Source organism: Xanthomonas sp. 1678 (genome assembly GCF_031455575.1).
Classification (GTDB): domain Bacteria; phylum Pseudomonadota; class Gammaproteobacteria; order Xanthomonadales; family Xanthomonadaceae; genus Xanthomonas_A.
The window spans coordinates 130,731-150,640 of sequence record NZ_JAVDSZ010000009.1; the positions used below are offsets into that span (position 1 = coordinate 130,731).

Below are 19,910 nucleotides of genomic sequence, written 5' to 3' on the forward strand. Positions count from 1 at the left end.
GCGCGGCGCCGCGGCGATGCAACTCGGCGCCGGCATCGGCCTGAAGCCGCAGCACTACGCGCAGGCGCTGGACTGCCCTGCGCCGGGGTTGTGGTTCGAGGTGCATCCGGAGAACTACCTGGTCCAGGGCGGGCCGCGGCTGGCCTGGCTCGAGGCGATCGCCGCGCGCCACCCGCTGTCGCTGCACGGCGTGTCGCTGTCGCTGGCGGCCGATGCCGATCCGGACGCGCGGCACCTGCACCGCCTGACCGCGCTCGCCGAGCGCGTCCAGCCGTGGCAGATGTCCGAGCACCTGGCGTGGTCGGTCTGGCGTGGTCGCTACCATCCGGACCTGTTGCCGGTCCCGCGCAGCGCCGCAGCGCTGGCGCGCGTGGTGAGCAATGTCCAGCGCGCGCAGGAGGCGCTCGGCCGCACCCTGGCGATCGAGAACCCGAGCCATTACCTGGCGCTGCCCGGGCATGCATGGAGCGAACCGGATTTCCTGTCCGAACTGGTGCGGCGCAGCGGTTGCCGGCTATTGCTGGACATCAACAATGCATACGTGAGTGCGCACAACCTGGGTTTCGATGCCTATGCCTACCTGGACGCCTTCCCCGCCGATGCCGTGGTCGAAGTCCACCTGGCCGGCCATGCCGAGGATGCGGCGGACCAGCAGGCGCTGCTGATCGATTCGCACGACGCGCCGGTGGACGACGCGGTCTGGCGCCTGTATGCGCATTTCCTGGACATCGCCGGGCCGCGGCCGACGTTGATCGAGCGCGATGGCGACGTGCCCGCATTCGATGCGCTGCTGCTGGAGCGCGATCGCGCGCAGCGCTTGCTGGAGCGGGCGACGACGCGCCGGCGGTGCGCGGCATGACCGCGTTGGCGCAGTTCCAGGACGGCTTCGCGCGCGCGCTGTACGGCGATGGCGATGCCGAAGGGCTGGCGACGCAGCCGGGATTCCGCCTCTATCGCAATACCGTGCTGCGCGCCTGCATCGATGCGCTCCAGGAAAATTTTCCGAGCGTACGCCGGCTGGTGGGAGCGGCGTGGTTCGAAGACGCGGCGCGTGCCTACGCCCAGCGCTGCCCACCCGACGATGCGCGCCTGCTGCACTACGGCGGCGACTTCGATGCGTTTCTCGCCGCGCTTCCCGAGGCCGGGCAACTGCCCTACCTGCCGGGCGTGGCGCAACTGGACCGTAGCTGGCGCGAGGCGTATGTCGCGGCCGATGCCGCTGCGCTGGATCCGTTGGCCGTGGCAGCGCTGGCCGCCGAACGGCTGGCCGGCGCGCGCCTCACCTTGCATCCGAGCGCGCGCTGGCATTGGTTCGAGGCGTTGCCGGTGTACGCGATCTGGTGCGCGCAACGCGACGCGGTGCCCGTGCCTGACCTGGAGTGGCAAGGCGAAGGCGCGCTGCTGCTGCGGCACGGCGGCCAGGTGCAGCGGCATGCGCTGGGCTTGGGCGGTTGCGTGCTGCTGGAGGCCTGCCACGGCGGCGCCACGCTGCAGGCCGCGGCAGAGCGGGCGCAGCAGGCTGAGCCCGCGCTGGCGTTGGCGGCCACGTTCGCGACGCTGCTGGGCGCCGGCGCTTTTTCTTTCCTCGACCTTTCTTCCACGCAAGGAATTCCATGACGCCCATCCTCGCTTCCCCGGACCTGCGCGCACGCTGGAATCGCCTGGCTGCAGCCGTGTCGCAGCGCATCGGCCACTCTGCGCTGGCGCTGTTGTTCCGGCTGTCGATCGCCGCGATCTTCTTCCTGTCCGGACGCACCAAGGTCAGCGGCGTGCTGACCATCACCGACAGCACCTACGCGCTGTTCCGCGAGGACTACCGCGTGCCGCTGCTTGCGCCGGAGCTGGCTGCGCACCTGGCCGCGTATGCCGAACATCTGTTCCCGCTGCTGCTGGTGCTGGGCCTGTGCACGCGGCTGTCGGCGCTGGCGCTGCTGGGCATGACCGCGGTGATCGGGATCTTCGTCTATCCCGATGCCTGGCCCACGCACCTGAGCTGGGCCGCGCTGCTGTCGTACCTGGTCGTCCGCGGTGCCGGTCGCGTATCGCTGGACCGGCTGCTGCGCATCGCCTGACCGTCGCATCGCGGTGTAACCGCAGCGACGCTTGCGCCGAAGTACCCACTGCCAATTCGGCATCCGTCCATCCCCGAGGAACGTCCATGATCGCTACCCGTACCGTCACCGGCTTCGCCGCCACCGCCGCCCTGCTCGCCGTCGCCGCCGCCAGCGTCCCGGCCACCGCCAGCGCCACCGCCAAGGGCGATGCCAAGGTCGTGGCCTGCTATGGCATCAACAGCTGCAAGGGCCAGTCCGACTGCAAATCCGGCAGTCACGAGTGCAAGGGCCAGAACGCGTGCAAGGGCCAGGGCTTCAAGGACGTGACGGTGAAGCAGTGCACCGCGGCCGGCGGCTCGCTGACCGCCCCCGCCGGCTGAGCCGACGCCTGGGTCCCGGCCGGCGCCACGCGCGCCGGCCGGGACGACGAACGAGACCCTGCGCCAGATGGACACGATCGCGCCTTTCCACGGCTTCGGGCTGGGCCTGCGCCCGCCGCACTACCCACTGTATCTCGAGCAACCGCCAGCGCTGGATTTCGTCGAAGCGATCTCGGAAAACTTCATGGTGTCCGGCGGCCGGCCGCTGCACGTGCTGGATCGGGTGCGCGAACGCTATCCGGTGGCGCTGCATGGCGTCTCCATGTCGCTGGGCTCGGCCGACGGCCTCGACCGCGACTATCTGCTGCGGCTCAAACGCCTCGCGCAGCGCGTGCGTCCGTTGTGGGTCTCCGACCACCTGAGCTGGAGCACGGTGGCAGGATTCAATTCGCACGATCTGCTGCCCTTGCCCTACGACGCCGAAGCGCTGGACGTCGTCTGCGCCAACATCGCCCACGCCCAGGACGTGCTGGAGCGGCCGCTGCTGCTCGAAAACCCTTCCACCTATCTGGCCTTCGCAGGCGCCACCATGAGCGAATCGGCGTTCCTGCGCGAGGTATGCGCGCGGACCGGCTGCTACCTGCTGCTCGACGTCAACAATGTCTACGTCAGCGCCATCAACCATGGCGCGGATCCGCAGGCCTACCTGGATGCGCTGCCCTGGGACCGCGTACGCCAAGTGCACTTGGCCGGGCATAGCCAGGGCCGCGAGCTGCTGATCGACACCCACGACCAACCCGTCTGCGATCCGGTGTGGGTGCTGTATGCGACGGTGTGCCGGCGCATCGGCGCGATCGCGACCATGATCGAGCGCGACGACCGGATCCCGCCGCTGCCCGAATTGCTGGACGAGCTGCAGATCGCGCGGCGCATCGCCGCCGACGCGGCACGCGCGGCCGCATGAGCCTGCTGGACCTGCAGCGCCGCTTCTCGGGTTGGCTGCGCGACCCCGAGGCCGATGCGGATGCCTGCCTGGACGCGCGTCAGCGTCCGGGCCTGCGCGTATACCGGCATGCCTACCGCGCGCAGCTCGGCGACGCACTGCGCGACACCTACGCCACCACCCTGGCCTGGTTGGGCGACGCTGCGTTCGACGCGGCCGCCGTCGGCTACGTGGCGCGACATCCTCCTGCTGCCTGGAACCTTAGCGCCTACGGCGACCGGTTCGGCGCCTACCTGGGCGCGCGCCATCCCGAGCGGCCGGAACTCGCGGACCTGGCCTGGCTCGACCTGGCCTTGCGCCGCGCTTTCGATGGGATCGACGCGGCGCCGGTGACGCTGGCGTCACTGGCCGGTGTGGATTGGGAGCAGGCGCGCCTGCGCTTCGTGCCGACCTTGCGCCGCCGCCGCATGCGCAGCAACGCCGCTGCGATCTGGTTGGCACTGTCGGAGGGGCGTGCGCCGCCCGCGGCGGTACGCCTGCCCGAGGCGGTGACGATCCGGGTCTGGCGCAAGGGCTTGTCGCCCTATTTCCAGAGCATGTCGCCGCTGGAGGCGCGCATGCTGCGCGATGGCCTGGCCGGATTGCGCTTCGGTGCGTTGTGCCGGCATGCGCCTGACGACGATCCGGCGCTGGTCGGGCGGGTGCTGGAACAGTGGTTGCGCGACGAAGTGCTGGAGGCGGTCGTGCCGGGGTGAGCGGTGCACGCATGCGCCGCTCACCCCGCAACTCAGAAGTTGTTGTCGCCGTCCAGCATCCGGCCCAGGCCGCCGAGCACCGAGCCTTCGCCGCGGTTCTGCCCGCCGCCCTGCGGCGCGGCGGCGAACATGCGTCCGGCCAGGCGCGAGAACGGCAGCGACTGCAGCCACACCTTGCCCGGGCCGGTCAGCGTGGCCAGGAACATGCCTTCGCCGCCGAAGAACATGCTCTTGATGCCGCTGACCGGGCGTACGTCCATGTCCACCGTGGAATGGAACGCGACCACGCAGCCGGTGTCCACGTCCAGGCGCTCGCCGGCGGCCAGCTCGCGCTCGACCACGCAGCCGCCGGCGTGCACGAACACCCAGCCGTCGCCTTCCAGCTTCTGCATGATGAAACCCTCGCCGCCGAACAGGCCGGTCATGATCTTGCGCTGGAAGTGGATGCCCAGCGACACCCCGCGCGCACCAGCCAGGAAGCTGTCCTTCTGGCAGATCAGGCGGCCGCCGTGCTGGTCCAGCTTCATCGCCAGCACCGTGCCGGGATAGGGCGCGGCGAAGGCGACCTTGGCCTTGCCCTGGCCCTGGTGGGTGAACACGGTGGTGAACAGGCTCTCGCCGGTGACCAGGCGCTTGCCGGCCGAAAACAGTTTGCCCATCAGCCCGCCGCCCTGTGCGCCGCCGGAGCCGTCGCCGAACACCGTGTCCATCTGCACGGCCGAATCCTTGAACATCAGTGCGCCGGCCTCGGCGACCGCGCTTTCGCCCGGGTCCAGTTCGATCTCCACGAACTGCATCTCGTGGCCGACGATGCGGTACTCGATGTCGTCGGCGCGGCCGCTGCCGCCGGGTGGCGGCGGCAGGTCCGGCGGCAGGCCGGCACCGGACGCCTGACGCAGTTCGTCGATCTGCTGCGCCGGCTTCCAGCCGTTCTGGCCCTGGCGCCAGGCCATGGCGGCGGGATTGTTGCGGGCGAACGCGATGGCGTCGGCATCGTCGAACGGGCCGGAGCGGGTCTGCTCGCTGCCGGTCAGGAAATACCACTGGGTCATGGTTGCAGGTCCTTGGCGGAAATCTGCGGCGAGTCTATCCCGCCTCCCCGGTCGGTTCGCATCTGTCCAAAGGCATGGGCGCGGGCTGTTCGCCGACTGTTTCCTGCAGGAGCAACGTCGGTCGCGATGCAACGAAGCGGCGCGCTTCCCCGGGATCGAAAAGCGTCGCGGCTGAAGCCGCTCCTACACAAGAGCATGGCTGGACTGGAGCAAGCGGCAGCACGCTCCCGTAGGAGCGGCTTCAGCCGCGACCGATCGATAACCGCAGCGCTCTACAGCTCGCTCGCCAGCCGCGCCGGCAAGGTCTCAGCTTCCTCAAGCCGTGCGCGCGCCATCCAGGTCCGCGCGGAACCGTGGGGTTGTCCTGCAGCTTGGCGACCGTCGCCGCGCCGCCGATGCGGCTTTCGCCGCAGCTGCGCCGCGCGCCATCGGCGCTCGGTAGGCGTCGGAGCGGCCCCGCTGAGCAACGAAGGCGCGTTATGGCGGCGAAGATTGAATGCGTCGCCCGACAGCACGGAGCCTGGCCAGCCTGCTCCGCACTGAGGCGGGGACGTGAGGGCGGCGGCATCACAGAGCGCGGCTGCACGTCGACGGATACGAGGGCGACTACTTGCGAACTCCGCCTACCGGGCGACATCCATACGGGTCCAGCCGCAGTCGATCGCAACACCGCGACCTGGTGCTGCCAGTGGCGCTCGCGGAGATTCCCATCAGCAAAGCGCCTCGTCCCAGTACGGATGCTGCAACGCACACAGAATCGTCTTGAATGGGATTCCTTAGATCGTTCCAAAAAGCGAACTGTGTCACGTTTATCAGCCGTTTATCTCGCGTATGTTCGCCACCGGGGGATCGGTGACACACGGCTGACATTTCGCATGTCGAGCGAACGCGGCAATTCGGGGTGGACTCTGTCCATCGCGTTGGACCGTAGGTCTGATTTTCAACGTTCGGAGGGGATACATGCAGCACTCAACATTCCATCGCACTGCCATGGCGAGTGCGCTCGCACTGGCGCTGTTTTCGCCGTCAGCCGTGCTGGCCCAGGCGCAGGACGCGCCACCACCCCCCGCGGAGCGGGCCGACCCGTCCGCCGCGGCCGGGACCAACGAAAAGGCGAAGACGCTCGATTCGGTCATGGTCACCGGTTCGCGCATCAAGCGCACGGACGTCGAAGGCCCGGCGCCGGTGACGGTCATCACCGGCGCTCAGATCATGAAGGAAGGCTTCACCACGGTGTACGAAGCGCTCGGCTCGCTCACCGAGGTCACCGGCAACGTGCAGAACGACTACGACTGGGGCCAGAGCTCGGTCAACGCCAGTCCGCTCAACCTGCGCAACCTCGGCCCCGGCCGCAGCCTGCTGCTGATCAACGGCCACCGCGTGGCCGACTATCCGATGCCCTACCAGGGCAAGAGCAACTTCGCCAACTACAACAACATTCCCACGGGCATCGTCGATCGCATCGAAGTGCTCTCCAGCGGCGCCTCGGCGATCTACGGCTCCGACGCGGTGGCCGGCGTGGTCAACGTCATCCTCAAGAAGGACATCGACGGCGACACCCTGCGCGCGCGCTACGGCACCACCACCGAGGGCGGACGCGACGTCCGCGATGTCTCCTGGTCCGGTGGCCGGCACGGCGAGGACTGGAGCGTTGCCTACACGATGCAGTACTTCGACCGTAAGCCGTTGTGGTCGCACGAACGTCCCTTCATGGACGAGGAGTCCGATTCGCCCCGCCGCAACTGGACCTACGGCGGCGTGCGGCAAAACGCCGCGACGAATACGCCTCAGTCCGGCATCCGTCTCTACGACGTGACCAACGACGTGCGCATCAGGCCGCCGAGTGGTGCCTGCGACCAGTTCGGCGGCGACTTCTACGAGCACAACCGCATCCTGTACAACGACTTCACCGGTGCGCAGACCGATACCGGCTGGCAGTGCGCCAATCGTTCCGCGTTCCAGCACTGGACGCTGCGCAACGGCAGCAAGGATCTCTCGATCTATCTGTACGGCACCAAGCAGTTCGGTAGCGTCGAAGCCTGGGCGACCTACGGGTACTGGGACTCGACCGGAAAGAGCAACACCTTCATGCCGGCCTGGGGCAGCCAGAATTACATCGATCGCGACAGTGGCCAGGAGCGCAGCTTGCTGCGTTACTTCACCCCCGGCGAAATCGGCGGCGAAGACCGCGCGCTGACCAAATCCAAGGAGAAGAACTGGGACTTCAGCGCCGGGCTACGTGGCACGGTCTTCAGCGATCGCTTCGACTGGGAAGTGATGGCCGGTCGCGCCGAATACGAGATACAGGAGCGCTTCCCGACGATCCACAACGGGCGGGCGACGCAATACTTCCTCGGACCATCGCTGGGCACGGATGCGGCCAGCGGCTTGGACATCTATGCGCCCGACTACAACCGGCTGTGGAATCCGGCGTCCCGCGGCGATTACGAAGGCATTCGCGCACTCGGCGACAAGAAGTCGCGCACCTGGCTCACCCAGGCGAGCGCGGCACTCAGCGGCAACCTGTTCGAAGGGTGGGCCGGCCCGATCGGCTTTGCCGGCGTGCTGGAAGCTGCCGAGCAGGGCTACAAGCTGACCCCCGATCCCAACACCATGGGCCTGGATCCCGTGTACGAAACCCCATTCGGCAACGTCGAGACCGGCGGCGGCGAGCGCAAGCGCTACGCGGCGGGTGTGGAGTTCAAGATCCCCTTGCTCAAGAGCCTGACCCTGTCGACCGCAGGCCGCTACGATCGCTATGACGCGGTCGCCGACGATGCCGCCAGCACCTACAACGTGGGCCTGGAGTGGCGTCCCTTCTCCACCTTGCTGCTGCGCGGCAGCTACGCCACCAGCTTCCGCGCGCCGGACATGCACTACGTGTATGCCGATCCCAGCGAAAGCGTGGCCGACCAGGTCGACTACCGGACCTGCTTGACCGATCCCAACCGCCAAACCAGCAATTGCCCCGGCGGCGATGGCGACCCGTACCACATCGACAATCCGCTGATCGCCCGGCAGGGTTCGCAAGACCTGCTGTACGAAACCGGCGACTCGCTCACCTACGGCTTCGTCTGGGATGCGTTCGAGGGGTTCTCGGTCAGTGCCGACTACTGGCGGATCAACATCGAGGACGCGATCGACGACGTCGACGCCAACCAGGTGTTGCTGGACGAGGCTTACTGCATCACCGGACAGCAGCCCGCCGACAAGCCGGCCCGGACGCCGCCCAGCCAAGCGCTGTGCGAACTGCAGTTGAGCCGGGTGACGCGCGACGCCAATGGCGTGGTCACCCGCGTCGAAATCGGCCCGATCAACCGCGCCAGGCAGAGCGTGAGTGGCGTGGACGTCGCGTCGCGCTACAGCCTGCAGACCGAGAACTGGGGAACGTTCGATTTCGCGCTGAACTACACCCGGCAGCTGACCTACAAGATTGCGCAGTTCCCGGGCGATCTGTTCGAAAACACGCGCGACCAGGACCGGCAGATACGCTATCGCGGACGCGCCAGCGCGACCTGGAACCTGGATCCCTGGACCGCGGTGCTGTACGTGGATTGGACTGCGGGAACCCGCAGCGACCGTTTCGCTGGCTGCACCGCGCTGCCCAATGGTTTCCGCCCGGATGTGGCCACCGACTGTACGGATCTGCGCACGAACGCGGCAGGCGAGCGCAGCATCAGCTACGGGCAGCAGAGCGAACTGGTGAAGTACTACAACCAGGACAGGATCTATTGGAACGCCAGCCTCGGCTACCAGGCCACGGACGCGTTGCGCCTGAACGTCTACGTCAACAACATCCTCAACGATCACTACCAGGACAAGTGGTGCGGCGGCTTCGCCTATTGCGTGGCCAATCCGGTGGGCCGCGAAGTGGCGGCGGAGGTCGTCTACCGGTTTGATTGAAGCGGTTGCTGAAGCAGCGATACAAACGGAGCGCCCGGCTTAGCCGGGCGTTTCGCTTTGTGGCGTGGCGGCGGGGCCGGCGGCAGGGCGGTGCCGTCCACCGGTCGCAGTGCGTCGATCCGCTGCACCGGCGGCCGGCGGCTCGCTTCAGTGGCGACGCAACGAAGCCTCCCTCGGGATAGAAAAGCGCTGCGGCTGAAGCCGCTCCTACACAAGCGCGTGCTGGCTCGGCGCAAGCGGCATGCACGCGTTTGTAGGAGCGGCTTCAGCCGCGACCGATCAATCGATCACCGCAGCGATCCCGCGCTACAGCGCGCTCGCCGGCCGTACCTGCAGCGTCTCGGTTTCCGCAGCGCAATCCTTGGCCGGTTTCAGGCCTTGCGCGCGCGCGGCGGCGATCTCCTTGCGCGCGCCGTCCAGGTCGGCGCGGAACTGCGGGTTGTCCTGCAGCCTGGCCACCGTCGCCGCGCCGACGATGCGGCTGGCCAGCACGTCGCTCTGCCAATGCACGTTGCAGACGATGCGGCTCTCGCCGTAGCTGCGGCCGCGCGCCATCAACGCGTCGGTGCGCGCCGGGTCGGCTTCGCTGAGCACCTGCGCCCAGGCCCAGCCGATGGAGGTGTGGCCGGACGGGTAGGAACCGTTCGGGCGCAGCTCGGCCTCGTCGGCAGGCGTGCAGCTGGCCTCGCCGTTGTCCATGAACGGGCGCGGCACGTGGTAGTAGGCCTTGGCCTTCTCCGCGGCGTCGCCGGCGTCTTCGGCCACGCGCTGCAGCAGCCGGTACAGGTGCGGGGTGTGCTCGACGCTGACCTGGACGCCTAGCGGGCAACTGAAATGGTTGGCCGCGCCGGGGAAGTGCAGTTCGGCGTCCTGTGCCGCCAGCGCGAAGCGCGGCGTGCCGCGCATCGCCCGCGCTTCCTGGTTCACCGCCTCGTCCAGCGCGCGCCCGGGCGAACCCATGGCCGGCGGCGGCGGCACCAGCAGCAGGCTGTCGGGCAGTTGCGACGGCGTCAGATAGCCGCTGGCCTTGGCCTCGGCCATCGGCGAGGGTGCCGGCGCGGCGGGCGGCTTGGCCTGCAACACGACCGGCGCGACGATCGCGGCGGCCAGGCCGAGGCCGGCGAGCACGGGGAAACGGGAAGAGCGACGAACCATGGCGAAATCCATTGCGGGGGAAACCGGCCATGTGAAGGCACGCATGTGACAGTGCGTGGCACCGTCGCGATGGCCGTACAGCTGGCGTCAGGCAAACGCCGACGCAGTCTTGGCCAGCGCCGGATGCAGCGGCCGGCGCAGCCCGCGCGGGGGCCGTTCCGGCGACGCGCTACAGGGCGCTGGCCGGCCGCACCTGCAGCGTCTGCATCTGCGTCGCACAGTCCTCGTTCGGCGTGGCGCCCTGCGCCTGCGCGCGTGCGATCTCGCCGCGCGCCGCCTCCAGGTCGGCGCGGAATGCCGGATCGGCATGCAGCCTGGCCACCGCGGCCGCGCCCATGAAGCGGCCGGCCAGCACGTCGCTCTGCCAGTGCACGTTGCACACCAGCCGGCTTTCGCCGTAGTTGCGGCCGCGGGCGATCAAGGCGTCGGCGCGATCGGGCGCGATCTCGCCGAGGATCAGCGCCCAGGCCCAGCCGATGGCGCTGTGCCCGGACGGATAGGAGCCGCTGTGGCGCAGCCCGTCTTCGTCGTCCGGGGTGCAGGTCGGCTGCTGGTTGCGCATGAACGGGCGCGGCCGCAGGTACTGGTTCTTGGCCGCCTTGGTCGCGGCACTGGCGTCGATGCGGCTGCGTTCCAGCAAGGTGTACAGGTGCGGGGTGCGCTGCGCGTCGATGGCCACGCCCAGCGCGCAGGCGAACTGGCCGGTGCCGGCCGGGAAGCTCAGTTCGGCGTCGCGCGCGGCCTGCTGCCAGCGCGCGCTGCCTTGCAACGCCAGCGCCTCGCGGTTCACCGCCAGGTCCAGCGCTTCGCCAGGCGAGCCCTCGGCCGGTGGCGGCGGCAGCAGCTGCAGGCTGGCCGGGACCGCGGCAGCGGCGAGGTAGCCGACCGCCTTGTCCGCCTCGGCGGCGGCCATCGCCTGGTCCGGCGCCGGTACCGGCGCACGGGTGGGCGAGGTGCTGCACGCGGCAAGCGCCATCGCCAGCAGGGCGAGGGCGGCGGAACGGAAACGGAAGGCAGGGGACGCGGGCATGCGATCTCGGGCGGGCGACGGCGGATCGGCCAGTGTACGGCCGGCGCCGTGGCGCCGCAGGCGGCCAAGGCGGCGGTCGGTATTGGACTGGGACGGCAGCAATCATGCCGAGCGGGGGAGCGAACCCGTAGGAGCGACTTCAGTCGCGACGGCCTTACCGATAGTGCGTCGCGACTGAAGTCGCTCCCACAAAAGCCCGTGCCTGCCGTAGACACCTGGGTCGCATGCTCCAGGCGCTGGGCTTCTCCGGGGCGCAGGTTGGAGGGTCGGAGCGGCGCTCTCTACAGCCTGCAGCAGCCAGGTCCAGCGCCGCGGGGCGGTGTTGGACTGGAACGGCAGCAACATGCCGAGTGGCGGCCAACCTGTGGGAGCGACTTCAGTCGCGACGCATCGCCGGTAAGGCCCGTCGCGACTGAAGTCGCTCCCACAAAAAGCTCGCTGTAGTCCTTAACAGCTCGGTCGCCAGGCTTCAGCGCTGGGCTTCCCTGGGCGAAGCGCTGCAGGCAGACAGCCGCTGTCGTACTGCGCAGCGAGGCAACCACGCCCGCGGCAGAGCCTCAGCCCTCGTCGCGCTCCTGCCGCGACGGGAAGCGCAGCACCACGCCGCGCGGCACCTGTGGCGGTTGCCACAGCACCGGTACCTGCGCCGGCGGCGGCGGTTCCAGTTCCTCGTCCAGCGCCGACAGCGTCTCCTCGTCCTCGTCTTCCCAGCTGTAGCGCTTGCGTGGCGGCAGCGGGTCGCGGTGGCGCAGCAGCAGCGCCGCGACCGCGCCGCCCAGCGCGCCGCCCAGATGCGACTGCCAGGACACGCCGGCCTCGTGCGGCAGCACCGTCATCAGCATGCCGCCGTAGAACAGGAACGCGATCATGCTGGCGGCGATCGCGGCGCGGTCGCGGCGCAGCAACCCGAGCGCGAACACCAGGAACAGCAGCCCATGGGTGACGCCGCTGGCGCCCAGATGGTGGCTGCCGGGGTCGCCAAGCAGCCACGCGCCCAGGCCCGAGCCCAGCCACAGCAACGGCAGCGCCGCCAGGGTGGCGCGCGGATACACGCTGCCGGCCAGCGTGCCCAGGATCAGCAGCGCGCCGGCGTTGCCGGCCAGGTGCTCCAGCGAACCGTGCAGCAACGGCGCGGTCAGCACCCCGAGCAGACCGCTGGCCTGCTGCGGCCCCACCGACCACGGCCGCCAGTCGAACAGGTCCTGGCTGGCGAACACCGCCACCAGCACCGCGATCAGGGCCAGGCTGGCGTTGAAGGCGCGCAGGATCCGCGCCCGGTCGAAGCGGTCCTGCGCCTGCGCGTCGTCGGCGGGCGGGGGCGAGGCGAGCGAAGAAGAGGTGTCCATGGTCCCTGGATGGCGGCGCCCAGCGCCCAGGGCAAGGCGCCGCCGGTGGGAGGGACTGGCCGCGGCCGCGGGACAATCCGCGGCCGCGACCCGTCCTGCGCGTCAGTGCGCCGGCTTAGCCGGGCGCAGCAGGCTCAAGGCCACCGTCGCGCCGATGACCAGCGCCACCGCCAGCAGCGACACCAGCACCGGGATCTTGTACAGGTCGATGATCAGCATCTTGGTGCCGATGAACACCAGCACGATCGCCAGCCCGTACGGCAGCAGGTGGAAGCGGTCGGCCATGCCCGCCAGCAGGAAGAACATCGCGCGCAGGCCCAGCACCGCGAACACGTTGGAGGTCAGCACCAGGAACGGGTCGGTGGTGATCGCGAAGATCGCCGGGATGCTGTCCACCGCGAAGATCACGTCGGTGATGGCGATCAGCATCAGCACCGCGAACAGCGGCGTATACCAGCGCTTGCCTTCCTGGGTCACGCTCAGCGCGTTGCCGTGGTACTGCGGGGTCAGGCGCAGGTGCTTGCGCATGAAGCGCAGCACCGGGTTGGCCTCCAGGTCCGGTTCCTTGCCCGCCGAGAACCACATCTTGATGCCGGTCAGCAGCAGGAACGCGCCGAACACGTACAGCAGCCAGTGGAACTTGGTCAGCAGCACCGAGCCGGCGAAGATCATGATCGCGCGCAGCACGATCGCGCCGAGCACGCCGATCACCAGCACACGCTGGCGCTGCTCCTCCGGCACCGCGAAGTAGCTCATGATCATCAGGAACACGAAGATGTTGTCGACCGCCAGCGACTTCTCCACCAGGTAGCCGGTCAGGAACTCCAGCGCGTACTGGTTGCCGGTGGCCACGTCGATGGTCTCGCGCAGGTACCACCACAGGCCGGCGTTGAACGCCAGCGCCAGCCCGATCCAGCCCAGGCTCCACCACAGCGCTTCCTTGAAGGTGACCTTGTGCGGACCGCCGTGGCGCATCAGCACCAGATCCGCCAGCAGCGCCGCGATCACCACGATCGCGAAACCGCTCCACAACCACACGTTGCCTATCGTTTGCATGGGGAATTCCCGTCAGTGAAGGTTGAACCTCGGGCCGTTGCGGCGAGGCGTCCTGGACGGAAACGATGGGTCGTTGCCAGAGGAATGCCTTCGCCACTGCGGCGAAGGTCTCGCTCGCAGCCGATGTTCCGGCTGCCGTTGCACCGGAGCCTGCGGGCTCGAATTGACGGCGACAACGTCGGGAGCTACTCCCCTTCTGCGCCCATTCTTGCGGCTGGCGGCGGTGGCGTCAATCCGGGCGGATACAATGGCGTTCATGAATACTCCCCTGCCCGTAGTCCGCCTCAAGAACGCCTGGCGCTCCAGCCATCCGTGGATCTTCCAGAAACTGGTCGAAAAGCCCGCCGCCAAGCCCAAGCCGGGCAGCCTCGTCGACGTGGTCGGGGTGGACGGGGAGTGGATCGGCCGCGGCTTCTACAACGGCCATTCGCGCATCGCCGTGCGCATCCTGGAGATCGATCGCGACGTGCCGGTCGACGAAGCCTGGTTCGCCGGCAAGATCGCCGAGGCGGTGTCGCTGCGCCGCGACGTGCTGAAGCTGGACGCGGTGTCCGACGCCTGGCGCGTGGTGCACGCCGAGGGCGACGGCCTGTCCGGGCTGGTGGTCGACCGCTATGGCGATCTGCTGGTGGTGGAGTTCTTCAGCGCCGGCATGTTCCGCTACCGCGAGTGGATCTACGCCGCGCTGCGCACCCAGTTTCCCGGCGCGCGCTTCTACAGCTTCGCCGAGGAGCACGTACAGAAGCAGGAGAGCTTCGACTACCGCCCGGTGTCCAGCAGCGGCGAGCGTCCGGAGCCGGCGATCATCAGCGAATACGGCGTGCGTTTCCGCGCCGACCCGGCCGGCGCGCACAAGACCGGCTTCTTCGCCGACCAGCGCGAGAACCGCCAGTGGCTGAGCCAGCAGGTGGCCGGCAAGCGCGTGCTCGACCTGTGCTGCAACACCGGCGGCTTCGCCGTCTACGCCAAGGTGCGCGGCGCCGAGGACGTGGTCGGCGTGGACATCGACGAGGACGTGATCGAGATCGCCAAGGGCAACGCCAAGCTCAACGACGTGCGGCTCAAGTTGGTGCAGGCCGATATCTTCCCGTACCTGCGCGACGCGGCGCTGCGCGGCGACCGCTACGACGTGGTGATCCTGGATCCGGCCAAGATGACCCGCGACCGCGACCAGGTGATCCCGGCGCTGAAGAAATACCTGGACATGAACAAGCTGGCGCTGGGCGTGGTCGCGCCCGGCGGCCTGTTCGCCACCTTCTCCTGCACCGGCCTGGTCGCCGAGCACGAGTTCCTGGACATGCTGCGCCGCGCCGCGTACTTCTCCGGCCGCACGATCCAGATCCTGAAAGTGGCCGGCGCCGGCGCCGACCATCCGTTCATGGCCCACGTGCAGGAATCGCGCTACCTGAAAGCGGTGTTCTGCCGCGTCTTGAACTGAGCCGCCGCTGCGCGCTGGCGTTTGCCGCGCGCAGCAAAGCCATCGTTCCGGCGGCGTGCCGGCATCGCGATGCGCGGTGCGGTCACGGCTGAGAACGCTTCCAGCCGCGTGCCGCTGACGTAAGCCCCGAGCGTGCGCATGCGTGGGCAGCGATGCGCACGCACGCCCATATCGCGCCGGGGCACGCGCGTGCCGCCGTTTTTGTCTACATCAGCGTGACCACGCCAACGCGGCAGCGTCCACGCACCTTGCGCATGCGTCCATGGCCTCGCGGCGACGCGCAACTCCAGCATTCCGCTGCAGGCGGGCCGCTTGCGCAACGCCTGCAACTGATAACGCTTACATCGTGGTCCGCATCCCAGCGAATGTCTGCATAACGTAGCTTTGTTGCGCCGCACGGTGACAAACGCCGGCACACGGGATTAGGTTTGCGCGGTCGGTTGATAGCGCTATCACGAGCAGCCAGAGGCTGACGCCGTGGTCATCGCGTCATCCGCCGCGGCGGCAGCAGCGCCGCATGGATCTTGTTTCGAGTTGAGTACCGGCATTCGCTGTAGCGGGCGGCTCTGTCGGCGCCCGGGTCGGAAGCGGGCGCGCGATGGCGCACCCGGCGCCCTTCGGGGGGAAGGCGCGATTCATCCATCGACAAGAAGTTAGGGGACCACATGCAGGCATGCAGCGATGCGTGTCACGTACCAGGGACAGCTTCGGCGCGCGACGCGCGTCGGGCGCCGTAGGCGGCGTTGCCCGTCCGACTCCAGCACCGAGGACATTCTGATGCGTCAGCAGTTGAAGAAGTTCCGCTCCAAGGCCATGTTCACCTTCGTCGGCGGGGTGCTGGTGATCAATCCGGCGTTCGCCCAGCAGGCGCCGCAGACCCAGGCGCAAACGCAGGCACAGACCAGCCAGCAGCAGTCTTCCGCCGATGCCACCACGCTGGACACGGTCAGCGTCACCGGCATCCGCAACAGCCTCAACCAGTCGATGGGGATCAAGCGCGACAACGCCGGCGTGGTCGATGCGATCAGCGCCGAGGACATCGGCAAGTTCCCCGACACCAACCTGGCCGAGTCGCTGCAGCGCATCACCGGCATCTCGATCGAACGCCGCGACGGCGAAGGCGCGCAGGTCACCGCGCGCGGCTTCGGCCCGCAGTTCAATGCGGTCACCCTCAACGGCCGCGTGATCCCCGGCGCCGACGCGTTCGGCGCGCCGGGCGCGGTGCCGATCGGCGGCGTGGACGGCGGTACCCGCGCGTTCAACTTCGCCCAGCTCGCGTCCGAGTCGATCACCGGCCTGGAGGTGTACAAGACCAGCCGCGCCAACGCGCCCAGCGGCGGCATCGGCGCCACCATCAACATCCTCACCGATCGCCCGTTCAACCACAAAGGCCTGGTCGCCAGCGCCGGCGCCAAGGCCGCGTACGACGACTCGCAGCCGTTCGACAACAAGATCACGCCGGAGGTCTCCGGCATCTTCAGCTATACCAACCCGGACAAGACCTGGGGCATCGGCCTGAGCGGCAGCTACCAGAAGCGCCGCGGCGGTTCGGTGCAGGCGACCGAGAACGGCTGGAACATCCAGCGCTGGACCGGGACCGATCCGGCGCTGCGCCCGGACGCCAACGTGCAGAACGCGCCGGCGATCGGCCAGCTCTACGGCATGCCCAACGACCTGCGCTACGCCTTCGCCGATTTCGAACGCGAGCGGCTCAACGGCCAGGCGGTGGTGCAGTTCGCGCCGACCGACAGCCTGACCCTGACCCTGGACTACACCTACTCGAGCAACGAGATCCGCGAGGACCGCGGCGAGCAGGGCATCTGGCTGCAGCGCGCCAACAGCTTCACCGACCTGGTGTTCGACACCGGGCAGGCGGTGGCCACGCCGGTGTACCTGCGCGACGTGCCCAACGGCGCCAAGGACTTCGGCATGGAGCAGCAGCGCAACATGCAGAAGTACAAGCTCGGCTCGCTCGGCTTCAATGCCGACTGGCAGGCCACCGACCGCCTGCGCCTGACCTTCGATGCGCACAACTCCAAGACCCAGAGCCTGCCCAACGATCCGGTCACCGGCGGCAGCGCCACCTATTTCAGCTATGCCGGCACCAACAACTGCACCGGCGGCACGCAATGCGGCGGCCAGTGGGCGCAGGAACTGTTCTTCAACAACAGCCTGCCGATCGGCGCGCGCACCTGGTACCCGACCGCGGCCGATTCGGTCGCCGGGACCAACGGCCTGCTCAATCAGAACTTCTCCCCGGCCGAAATCGGCTCGCAGGTGCTGCGCATCTATTACCAGAGCCAGGTGACCGAGGTGAAGGAAGGCCGCATCGACGGCCAGTTCGACTTCGACAACGGCCGCTTCCAGTTCGGCGTGGACAGCGCCAAGACCACGATGCACCGGCGCATCAGCGACACCAACTCGACGCTGGGCGACTGGAGCGTGGCCAATGCCGGCAACGAGCCGGGCATGATCGATTTGCTGCAGCCGGTCGGCATCACCGGCATGTTCAACGATTTCAACGCCTCCGGCGCCGCGCCGGGTGCCTGGCGCGGCAACGCCGACCAGCTGGCGCAATGGGCGAGCACCGCCTACGGCGCGACCACCCGCTACAACCCGCAGTTCAGCTCCGACAACCAGGTCGAGGAGAAGACCCGCGCCGCCTACATGCAGCTTGAGTTCGACGGCGAGCTCGGCGGCATGACCACCAATACCCGCATCGGCGTGCGCTACGAGAAGACCGACGTGGTCTCCACCTCGCAGGTGTCGATCCCGACCGCGCTGGAGTGGCAGGCCAACAACGACTTCCGGCTGCTGCGCTCCACCGAACTGCAACCGTTCAGCGAAAAGCACAGCTACAGCCACATCCTGCCGAACCTGGATTTCAGCATCAACCTCACCGACACGCTGAAAGCCCGGGCCTCGTTCGGGCAGAGCATCGCGCGGGCGCCGTACACCAATCTGATCGCCGGACCGACCCCGGGCACGCCGTCCGGTTCGATCCTGATCAACCCCTCCACGCGCGCGTCCGGCTCTTCGGAGAACCCGAGCCTGGATCCGCTGGAATCCAACAACCTGGACCTGGCGCTGGAGTGGTACTTCGCCGACGCCAGCTACGTGTCGCTGACGTTCTGGGACAAGCGCGTATCCAACTTCATCGGCACCAGCGTCACCCGCGAAAACCTGTACGGGCTGACCGATCCGACCTCCGGGCCGGACGCGCAGGCGGCGCTGGCGTTCCTGCAGAGCGGAGCGTGCGCCGCGCAGGTCGGCGCGGCCGGCAACGACGTGGCGGCGGCATGTTCGGCCAACGACACCTCGCTGTTCTCGGCGATGGCGCTGCTGCGCAATTCCGCGGCCACCGGCGGGCTGGGCGCCTACAACGGCAGCTCGGCGCAGACCCTGGCGCTGGAGAACGCCTACGACCTGGTCGGCGAAGCCGACGATCCGCTGTACGAGTTCGACGTGTCGCGCCCGATCAACCAGAACAAGGCCAAGATCCACGGCTGGGAACTGGGCGGCCAGTACTTCCTGGGCGAAACCGGCTTCGGCGTCTATGCCAACTACACCGTGGTCAAGGGCGACGTCGGCTTCGACAACACGGTGCTGGACCGCGACCAGTTCGCGCTGCTCGGCCTCAGCGACACCGCCAACGTCATGCTGATGTACGAGAAGTACGGGTGGAGCGCGCGCCTGGCCTGGAACTGGCGCGACGAATACCTGATTGCGGCCAACCAGAACGGGTCCAGCCGCAATCCGTACTACGTCGAGCCGTACCGGCAGCTGGACCTGAGCGTCAGCTACGCGATCACCGACAACCTGTCGGTCGGTTTCGAGGCGATCAACCTGACCAGCGAGGACGTGCGCTGGCACGGGCGCTCGGAGAAGCAGGTGATCAAGGTGATCGACCAGAGTCCGCGCTACACGCTGGGCGTGCGCTACAACTTCTGAACCCGGCACGGCCGCGCGCGGCGGCGGCCGCGTGCGGCAATGGCACGTGCGCCGCACCGCGTCTTGCGGGCGCGGCGCTTTGCTGCAATGGTCGCGTGGCGTCCCGCCGAGTTCCGCCACCGACCCGCTGGAGTACAGATGGCCCGATACGAACTGCTCAACAACGTCGCCCACCAGGACCTGCGCGTGATCCTGCGCTTCGGTCCGGAGTTCGGCGACGCCACCGGCGTGGTCCAGGCGTTCCCGACCGAGTTCGCCGAGCTGCAGCGCGAATACCCGATCCTGCTGCGCAAGGATCCGGGCGACGGCGCGTTCCAGTCGGTGGCGCTGCTGGGCTTCGAACAGCAGGAAAACCTGTTCCTGCAGGGCGCGCAGTGGAATGCGGCGTACCTGCCGGGCATCGTCGCCAAGGGCCCGTTCCTGATCGGGTTCCAGGAGCAGCACGAGGACGGCGAACTGCGCCGCGAGCCGGTGATCCACGTCGACCTGGACCACCCGCGGGTGAGCTTCAGCGAAGGCGAGCGGGTGTTCCTGCCGCAAGGCGGGAACAGCCCCTACCTGGAGCACATCATCACCGTGCTGCGCGGCATCCGCGACGGCGTGGAAGGCGGCAACGCCATGTTCGCCGCGTTCGATGCGCTGGGCCTGATCCAGCCGGTGCGCATCGACGTGCAGCTGGGGCAGGCGCACAACGTGCACCTGGCCGGGCTGTACGGCATCGATCGCGAGCGGCTGGCTGCGCTGGATGCGCCGTCGCTGCATGGACTGCACCGCACCGGCTACCTGGAAGGGGCCTATCTGCTGCTGGCCTCGCTGCACAACATGCGCCGGCTGATGGCCGAGAAGCAACGCCGCCTGCAGCATCCGGACATCGCCACGGCCGCCGCCGGGCAGGCCGCCTGAGCGC

The 19,910-nt window shown here is 68.5% G+C and carries 15 protein-coding genes; 10 read left to right on the forward strand and 5 right to left on the reverse strand.

Going from position 1 to position 19,910, the window contains the following annotated elements; genetic code table 11:
* The first annotated feature begins 16 nt into the window (after window positions 1–16).
* The 6 genes from J2Y70_RS16430 to J2Y70_RS16455 all read left to right on the forward strand — a co-directional run bounded on the left by J2Y70_RS16430 (window position 17) and on the right by J2Y70_RS16455 (window position 4,072).
* Window positions 17–859, forward strand: coding sequence for a DUF692 domain-containing protein (locus tag J2Y70_RS16430; protein ID WP_309919851.1), 843 nt, complete (start codon window positions 17–19; stop codon window positions 857–859).
* A complete protein-coding gene (locus J2Y70_RS16435; RefSeq protein WP_309919854.1) occupies window positions 856–1,617 on the forward strand; it encodes a DNA-binding domain-containing protein in 762 nt (253 codons plus the stop codon). The genes J2Y70_RS16430 and J2Y70_RS16435 overlap by 4 nt, the downstream gene beginning before the upstream one ends.
* The gene (locus tag J2Y70_RS16440) at window positions 1,614–2,072 is read left to right on the forward strand and encodes a DoxX family protein (RefSeq protein WP_309919857.1); all 459 of its coding nucleotides are present in this window, start codon (window positions 1,614–1,616) and stop codon (window positions 2,070–2,072) included. Before J2Y70_RS16435 ends, J2Y70_RS16440 begins: the two co-directional genes overlap by 4 nt.
* Window positions 2,073–2,158: 86 nt before the next feature.
* The gene (locus tag J2Y70_RS16445; protein ID WP_263396393.1) at window positions 2,159–2,434 is read left to right on the forward strand and encodes a hypothetical protein; all 276 of its coding nucleotides are present in this window, start codon (window positions 2,159–2,161) and stop codon (window positions 2,432–2,434) included.
* A gap of 67 nt (window positions 2,435–2,501) precedes the next feature.
* Window positions 2,502–3,338, forward strand: a complete 837-nt coding sequence (locus J2Y70_RS16450) for a DUF692 domain-containing protein (RefSeq protein WP_309919860.1) — start codon at window positions 2,502–2,504, stop codon at window positions 3,336–3,338.
* Window positions 3,335–4,072, forward strand: coding sequence for a DNA-binding domain-containing protein (locus tag J2Y70_RS16455; protein WP_309919863.1), 738 nt, complete (start codon window positions 3,335–3,337; stop codon window positions 4,070–4,072). The genes J2Y70_RS16450 and J2Y70_RS16455 overlap by 4 nt, the downstream gene beginning before the upstream one ends.
* 32 nt (window positions 4,073–4,104) lie before the next feature.
* On the opposite strand, the gene J2Y70_RS16460 is transcribed toward J2Y70_RS16455, so the two are convergent.
* Window positions 4,105–5,124, reverse strand: coding sequence for a TIGR00266 family protein (locus J2Y70_RS16460; RefSeq protein ID WP_309919866.1), 1,020 nt, complete (start codon window positions 5,122–5,124; stop codon window positions 4,105–4,107).
* Window positions 5,125–6,114: 990 nt separating this feature from the next.
* Between J2Y70_RS16460 and J2Y70_RS16465 the strand changes: the two genes are divergently transcribed.
* On the forward strand, window positions 6,115–9,027 hold the full coding sequence (locus J2Y70_RS16465) for a TonB-dependent receptor (protein WP_309919868.1): 2,913 nt from the start codon (window positions 6,115–6,117) through the stop codon (window positions 9,025–9,027).
* A gap of 306 nt (window positions 9,028–9,333) precedes the next feature.
* Here J2Y70_RS16465 and J2Y70_RS16470 read toward each other — a convergent pair whose 3' ends face one another.
* From J2Y70_RS16470 to J2Y70_RS16485, 4 genes are all read right to left on the reverse strand, one after another.
* The gene (locus J2Y70_RS16470) at window positions 9,334–10,182 is read right to left on the reverse strand and encodes a phosphatase PAP2 family protein (RefSeq protein ID WP_309919871.1); all 849 of its coding nucleotides are present in this window, start codon (window positions 10,180–10,182) and stop codon (window positions 9,334–9,336) included.
* A gap of 169 nt (window positions 10,183–10,351) precedes the next feature.
* Window positions 10,352–11,212: a phosphatase PAP2 family protein gene (locus J2Y70_RS16475; protein WP_309919874.1), complete on the reverse strand. Its 861-nt coding sequence runs from the start codon at window positions 11,210–11,212 to the stop codon at window positions 10,352–10,354.
* Between the two features lie 557 nt (window positions 11,213–11,769).
* Complete coding sequence (locus tag J2Y70_RS16480; RefSeq protein ID WP_309919877.1) at window positions 11,770–12,558, reverse strand: rhomboid family intramembrane serine protease; 789 nt, start codon at window positions 12,556–12,558, stop codon at window positions 11,770–11,772.
* 102 nt (window positions 12,559–12,660) lie between these two features.
* Window positions 12,661–13,614 (reverse strand): TerC family protein, encoded by a 954-nt coding sequence (locus tag J2Y70_RS16485; protein WP_309919880.1) that lies wholly within the window; start codon window positions 13,612–13,614, stop codon window positions 12,661–12,663.
* 256 nt (window positions 13,615–13,870) lie between these two features.
* Here J2Y70_RS16485 and J2Y70_RS16490 point away from each other — a divergent pair, with 256 nt between their 5' ends.
* From J2Y70_RS16490 to J2Y70_RS16500, 3 genes are all read left to right on the forward strand, one after another.
* Entirely contained in the window at window positions 13,871–15,052 is a 1,182-nt protein-coding gene (locus J2Y70_RS16490; RefSeq protein WP_263396384.1) for a class I SAM-dependent rRNA methyltransferase, read from the forward strand.
* A gap of 777 nt (window positions 15,053–15,829) precedes the next feature.
* On the forward strand, window positions 15,830–19,003 hold the full coding sequence (locus J2Y70_RS16495; RefSeq protein ID WP_309919883.1) for a TonB-dependent receptor: 3,174 nt from the start codon (window positions 15,830–15,832) through the stop codon (window positions 19,001–19,003).
* Between the two features lie 138 nt (window positions 19,004–19,141).
* Window positions 19,142–19,906 (forward strand): SapC family protein, encoded by a 765-nt coding sequence (locus tag J2Y70_RS16500; protein ID WP_263396382.1) that lies wholly within the window; start codon window positions 19,142–19,144, stop codon window positions 19,904–19,906.
* The last annotated feature ends 4 nt before the right edge of the window (window positions 19,907–19,910 follow it).